The organism is Moorena sp. SIO3I6 (assembly GCF_010672095.1).
The window spans coordinates 1-5,720 of record NZ_JAAHHU010000294.1; the positions used below are offsets into that span (position 1 = coordinate 1).

Annotated in this window: 8 protein-coding genes; 7 read left to right on the forward strand and 1 reads right to left on the reverse strand. The window is 47.3% G+C overall.

Translation table 11 applies throughout. The annotated features are described in order from the left end of the window. Positions 1-701: 701 nt before the first annotated feature. Complete coding sequence (locus F6K49_RS34375) at positions 702-1,145, forward strand: hypothetical protein (RefSeq protein WP_293103850.1); 444 nt, start codon at positions 702-704, stop codon at positions 1,143-1,145. 4 nt (positions 1,146-1,149) lie between these two features. On the opposite strand, the gene F6K49_RS34380 is transcribed toward F6K49_RS34375, so the two are convergent. Further along, entirely contained in the window at positions 1,150-1,326 is a 177-nt protein-coding gene (locus tag F6K49_RS34380; RefSeq protein WP_293103853.1) for a hypothetical protein, read from the reverse strand. A gap of 80 nt (positions 1,327-1,406) precedes the next feature. Here F6K49_RS34380 and F6K49_RS34385 point away from each other — a divergent pair, with 80 nt between their 5' ends. The 6 genes from F6K49_RS34385 to F6K49_RS34410 all read left to right on the forward strand — a co-directional run. Beyond that, a complete protein-coding gene (locus F6K49_RS34385) occupies positions 1,407-2,135 on the forward strand; it encodes an acylneuraminate cytidylyltransferase family protein (protein WP_293103856.1) in 729 nt (242 codons plus the stop codon). Between the two features lie 5 nt (positions 2,136-2,140). Next, a complete protein-coding gene (locus tag F6K49_RS34390; RefSeq protein WP_293103859.1) occupies positions 2,141-2,299 on the forward strand; it encodes a hypothetical protein in 159 nt (52 codons plus the stop codon). Between the two features lie 20 nt (positions 2,300-2,319). Then, on the forward strand, positions 2,320-3,318 hold the full coding sequence (locus F6K49_RS34395; protein WP_293103862.1) for an NAD-dependent 4,6-dehydratase LegB: 999 nt from the start codon (positions 2,320-2,322) through the stop codon (positions 3,316-3,318). A 142-nt stretch (positions 3,319-3,460) separates the two neighbouring features. After that, positions 3,461-4,657, forward strand: a complete 1,197-nt coding sequence (locus tag F6K49_RS34400) for a LegC family aminotransferase (protein WP_293103865.1) — start codon at positions 3,461-3,463, stop codon at positions 4,655-4,657. Continuing rightward, positions 4,654-5,274: an acetyltransferase gene (locus tag F6K49_RS34405; RefSeq protein ID WP_293103868.1), complete on the forward strand. Its 621-nt coding sequence runs from the start codon at positions 4,654-4,656 to the stop codon at positions 5,272-5,274. Before F6K49_RS34400 ends, F6K49_RS34405 begins: the two co-directional genes overlap by 4 nt. Positions 5,275-5,292: 18 nt before the next feature. After that, positions 5,293-5,720 (forward strand): N-acetylneuraminate synthase family protein (locus F6K49_RS34410; RefSeq protein ID WP_293103872.1); only part of this gene is annotated, 428 nt, incomplete at its 3' end.

Here is a 5,720-nt window from a genome sequence, read left to right on the forward strand (position 1 = left end):
TGAGATTATTAAACCTGAGTTGAATCAAGAGTTGCGAACTCAAATTATGTCGGAGTTGTTTGAGGAGTGGTTGGAGTCGAAGATGATGATGGAACAGGTAACAGTGACGTTTGATAAGGAAAAGGTGACGGTTTAATAAGGTTGAAAGTTGAAAGTTGAAGGTTGGGGGTTATTTGGTTAACTAGAGAGTTTCTAAAGGATTTGTGAAGGCAAGACTAACTGAAAGTCTTATTTACAGCCGTTTTCAGATGGATTGACCTCACTAGCTAGAGCTGCAAGCCCCCTAAATCCCCCAATTCTGGGGGACTTTAACTTAATTTCCCCGCCCGGTACGCTTACAGTCGTCGAATTAAATTCCCAAAGGAATCCTCGACAGCTTATAACGAGTTAGTCCATAATGACTAATTGTTGGTTTAGGAGTGTTGGTTTAGGAAATAAATTTAAAATTTTCCTGGGTGCTTTTTATCACTTAATTAAATAAATTAGTAATACAGTTACTAACAGCAAATTAAATACTATCTAGCTATTTAATTTGAGGAGTGGGCTTCGATGGTCTTGTTGATCTCAGTCTCTCCCCATACCACTTTTCTCACGTTTTAATTTCAATGAGAGGAAAGTGATTAACGGGGAGATTTTGTGTCTATGGTTTTAGGGACTCCCGATTTCCTACTCCCTACTCTCTACTTCCTTAATCCTATATTATGACACAAATAATACCTCAAAAAAGAAGATGTGAACGTAATCGGAAACGTTCTAAACGAAGAGCTATTTTTTGTCCCATTCATCGCTGCCACCTGGATAGCGTTAGTCAAAAATATCGATTGTTTGCTGATCGAGCAGGACAACTGATGGAGCGTGGTGTTAAACAAAAATATGCCTTGATGCTGATAGCGAGTAAAACTACAGTAGCCATCGAAGGAGAGTGGCTAGAGGCTTTTTGGTGTAGTGAGTGCCAGGAAACCCAGTGGTATCACGTTGTCAAAACAAGCGATCGCACTTATCAGGTATCGTTGGCTCCTGATGTGTTATGGCAACAGGTAACAGGAGTTGTAGATCCTCAAGGAAATCCCTCAGTGGGAGAATTTACCCGTCGCCAGTCTAGAAGGATTGGTTTTCACGGGGTTAAGGATTTTGGGGCAATTTAGTTTTTTATAGGGAGTAGGGAGTAGGGAGTAGGGAGTAGGGAGTAGGGAGTAGGGAGTAGGGAGTAGGGAGTAGGGGGAAGAACATTGAATTTGCCTCATAACTATGAGAAACGCTATATATGCCGTTTTTTCTTCCCACACTCCCCCATCTCCCCATCTCCCCATCTCCCCATCTCCCCATCTCCCCATCTCCCCATTTCCCGCTTCTGACGACTCCCTAAAACCAAAAAATTTCTAACTCACCCAAGTAAAAATTGCTATATGATTTTAGGAATTATTCCTGCAAGGGGTGGATCAAAATCAATCCCACTTAAAAATATTGTGTCTGTTGCGGGGAAGCCACTGATTGCATATACGATTGAGGCTGCTACCTTAGCTAATTCAATTGACCGCCTGATCGTCTCAACCGACTCAGTTGAGATTGCTAATGTTGCTCGAACCTATGGGGCAGAGGTTCCTTTCCTTCGCCCTTCAGAGCTTGCACAGGATGATACTCCCGGCATGGATCCAATCTTACATGCACTTCAATGGTTAGGTGCTCATGAAGCTGATCAACCTGATTACGTTCTGGTTTTGCAGCCAACCTCTCCACTGCGTACTGCTGAGGATATAGATGGGATTGTTCGGTTAGCTTTAGAACAAAAGGCTGAAACCGCTGTTAGTGTTTGCCCCGTGCATCATCATCCGTTTTGGACTAAGGGGATTGATCCAGTTGGTAAGCTGGTTAACCTATTCACTTCTAGTGAAACTTATAGCAGGCGGCAGGATTTGCCCCCAGCCTACGCTTTGAATGGTGCTCTTTACTTTGCCCAGTGTCAGGTGTTAATAGAAAAAGCAACATTCTATACAGAGCAAACCTATGCCTATGTTATGCCTACTGAACGTTCCCTAGATATTGATACGCCTTGGGATTTATATTTGGCAGAGTTGATTTTGAAAGATATAGCGCTCGGAGCAAGGAATAGGGAAAAAGTGGGTGTTGGTGGGTAGTGTGGATGTTGGTAGGTAGTTTAGAAAGTCAGATCAGCAACTGGCTCCCGTTGACTACGCTGCATCCCGACTCCCGATTCCCGATTCCCGATTCCCGATTCCCGATTCCCCACTCCCGACTCCCGACTCCCGACTCCCTAGAACCAAGTACCTCACCCAATTGAGAACTGCTACAGGAAAGACTGTGAAAAAGCTATTAGTGACAGGAGCTGATGGTTTCATCGGCTCCCACCTGACCGAAGCACTAGTGCGTCAAGATTATGATGTACGTGCTTTTGTCTTATATAACTCCTTCAACTCCTGGGGCTGGCTCGATCGCTGTGCCAAAGACGTGCGTGGTCAGTTTGAAGTCTTTGCGGGTGATATTCGCGACCCCAATGGGGTCAGGACAGCCATGAAAAACTGTGATGGGGTTCTGCATCTAGCAGCACTGATTGCCATTCCCTATTCCTACCACTCCCCGGATACCTATGTTGATACCAACGTTAAAGGGACGCTGAATGTGCTTCAGGCCGCGCGGGATCTTGGAGTCAGTAAGGTAGTCCATACGTCTACCAGTGAGGTATATGGTACAGCTCAGTTTGTGCCGATTACAGAAGACCATCCCTTGCAAGGTCAGTCACCTTATTCGGCCAGTAAGATTGGAGCCGACCAGATTGCCCTGTCGTTCTACCGCTCCTTTGATACGCCGGTGAGTGTGATCCGACCCTTCAATACCTATGGTCCGAGGCAGTCTGCTCGGGCCGTTATCCCAACTATTATTACCCAGATTGCTAATGGTAAACGCCAGATCAAGCTGGGGGCAGTGCATCCTACCCGTGACTTTAATTACGTGGCTGACACAGTGGCAGGGTTTATAGCAATACTGCAGTCGGATCTGGCTGTGGGTGAGGTGATTAACATTGGCAGTAACTTTGAGGTGTCGATTGGCGATACGGCCCGAACCATTGCGGATGTGATGGGGGTTGAGATCGACGTGATCACCGATGAACAGCGTCTGCGTCCAGGCAAAAGTGAGGTAGAACGGCTCTGGGCTTCCAATCAGAAAGCTCAAAATTTGTTGGGATGGGCACCCAAGTATGGAGGCCTTAAAGGATTTCGTCAAGGGCTAGCTGAGACAGCAGCGTGGTTTCGTGAACCGTCTAATCTAGCTGCATATAAGGCAGATACTTACAATCTATAGCGTTTCGTGTAGGAGATGTAAACCTAAGAGGTCTTTTTTTGTCAAATAAAACTCCAGATCTCTTTCCCCTCTTGCCTTTTGCCTTTTGCCTTTTGCCTTTTTCGGCAATTCGTGTGTTTACAACCCAGATACAAACGCGCTTATGAGTGCTTCTATTGTCAACTCCATTATCAAAGCCATCCAAGCGGTAGTTGGCCATGACCCCGTCCCATTACATGAACCGAGGTTTAATGGATGTGAGTGGGACTACCTAAAAGAATGCCTGGATTCGACCTTTGTCTCTTCCGTGGGTCAATTTGTAGACCGCTTTGAAAGGGAGCTAGCCGCTTACACCGGTGCTAACCATGCTGTGGCGGTAGTCAACGGCACGGCAGCACTCCATGTGGCCTTACGCCTGGCAGGGGTGCAGGCTAACGATGAGGTCTTAATTCCAGCCTTAACCTTTATCGCCACGGCTAATGCAGTGGCCTACTGTGGAGCCATTCCCCACCTAGTGGATAGCGAAGCCCATACCCTGGGGGCGGATCCCCTGGCCTTGCGGGACTACCTCAAAACCATTGCTGAAATCTCTGATGGTCACTGCATCAATCGTCTAACTAACAGGGTGATTCGGGTGCTGCTTCCTATGCATACCTTTGGCCATCCGGTAGATCTCGATGGGCTGCTGGGGGTGGCTCAGGACTTTCACCTCACCCTGATTGAAGATGCGGCTGAGTCTTTGGGGAGTTGGTATCATGGCCAACATACAGGCACTTTTGGGCAGATGGGTACCCTCAGCTTTAATGGTAATAAGACCATTACCACAGGTGGCGGTGGTGCCATTCTGACCAATGATTCAGAGTTGGCCAGGCAGGCCAAGCACCTGACCACGACTGCTAAGGTGCCCCACCGCTGGGAATATGTGCATGATCAGATCGGCTATAACTACCGAATGCCCAATCTTAATGCGGCTCTCGGGTGTGCCCAGCTTGAGCAGCTTCCTGGCTTTTTGATGGCGAAACGGTGTTTGTTTGAGCAGTATCAGGCTGCCTTTATGGATGTGCCTGGTGTAGAGATTATCACGGAGCCGGAGGGTTGTCGAAGTAATTATTGGTTACAGACGCTGATGTTAGAACAATCTATTGCTAGTCAGCGAGATGAGATTTTGACAGCCACCAACGAAGCTGGGCTGATGACCCGCCCGGTTTGGAGGTTGATGCATCGGCTGAGGCCCTATCAGGATTGTCCGAGAATGAACCTTCCTGTGGCCGAAGGGTTGGAGAGAAGACTGATTAATCTACCGAGTAGTGCAGGATTAATCTCAGGGAAAGTCACACCCATTGATCAGGAGCTATCGTGACCATAGAGCCAATTATCTTAGTCGGTGCTGGTGGCCATGCTAGAGCTTGCATCGATGTGATCGAGCAACAGGCACACTTTACTATTGTAGGTCTGTTGGGAAGGTCCCATGAGGTCGGGACGTCTGTTTTAGGGTATCCAGTATTGGGAACGGATGCGGATTTGCCTGAGCTTCGTCACAAAAGCCCCAATGCTCTAGTGACCCTGGGCCAAATTAAGACACCGAACCATCGTATTCGACTATTTGAGTTGTTGGTGCAAATGGGATTCTGCTTGCCGACGATTTTCTCTCCACAGGCCTATGTTTCCCGTCACAGCAGGGTGGGCGAAGGCACGATTGTGATGCATGGGGCATTAGTCAATGCTGGAGCCTCGGTTGGGCGTAACTGCATCCTCAACACCCGCGCCGTAGTCGAACATGACGTGGTCATCGAAGATCATTGTCATGTGTCCACAAAAGTGATTATTAACGGTGGCACACAAGTTGGAGCAGGTACCTTTATTGGCAGCAACAGTAGTCTGCGAGAACTAATTCGAGTGGGTCAAAAATGTCTAATTGGAATGGGCCAGCGGGTGTTAAGGGATGTTGAAGATGGCAGCCGAGTAATGAATAAGTAAGCTTTATAAGTAACCTTTATGAGGACTTTAATTATTGCTGAAGCTGGTGTCAATCATAACGGGAATATGGCAACTGCCAGGAAATTAATCGACGTTGCGGCAGATGCTGGGGCTGACTTAGTCAAGTTTCAAACCTTTAAGGCTGATTGCCTGGTTACCACCCAAGCCAAGAAAGCTGAGTATCAGAATCACACCACAGATTGCAACGAATCTCAGCATACCATGATTCGCAGGCTGGAGTTAACTCGGGAAATGCATCAAGAGTTAATTGCCCACTGCCAGGTGCGTGGTATCGGCTTTTTCTCAACTGGCTTTGATCTCGAGAGTATTGATCTGTTAGTAGAACTGGGGCTAGACCGTTTCAAGATTCCTTCAGGGGAAATTACCAATTTGCCCTACTTACGGCATATTGGGCATTACGGTAAGCCCATTATTATGTCTACAGG